Source organism: Bacillus cereus group sp. BfR-BA-01524, assembly GCF_022662595.1.
GTDB lineage: Bacteria > Bacillota > Bacilli > Bacillales > Bacillaceae_G > Bacillus_A > Bacillus_A thuringiensis_S.
The window spans coordinates 1-269 of the sequence record NZ_JAKUDW010000385.1 but is presented as its reverse complement, the minus strand read 5'-3'; the positions used below and the strand labels follow the sequence as shown (position 1 = coordinate 269).

The following is a 269-nucleotide window of genomic DNA, read 5'->3' as shown; positions in this document are numbered from 1 at the left end:
CTATTAAAATAGAAAAAGTTACCGTTTTTAACTATATTCTTTTCTATAAATAGTCTTGTATCTTTCCAACTTTTTGTAAGGATTAATTTTCCATTAGGTGTAATAACAAAAATTTCATTATCTTGTTCAGGAAAATTCTCATTGTCTTGCTCAGTACCATGATTAACCACGGTTCCACCCTCATAACCAGCTTCTCTAGCAGCTATATTTAAAGCATCAATGAAATCGACTTGCCAATTAGGCATTTGCCCCTTCCCTGGAAAAGCCTC

General features: G+C 33.5%; 1 pseudogene. It reads right to left on the bottom strand.

The features are described from left to right. A pseudogene (locus MR170_RS31575) lies at positions 1–245 on the bottom strand (hypothetical protein); the annotation flags it as partial. Positions 246–269: the final 24 nt, after the last annotated feature.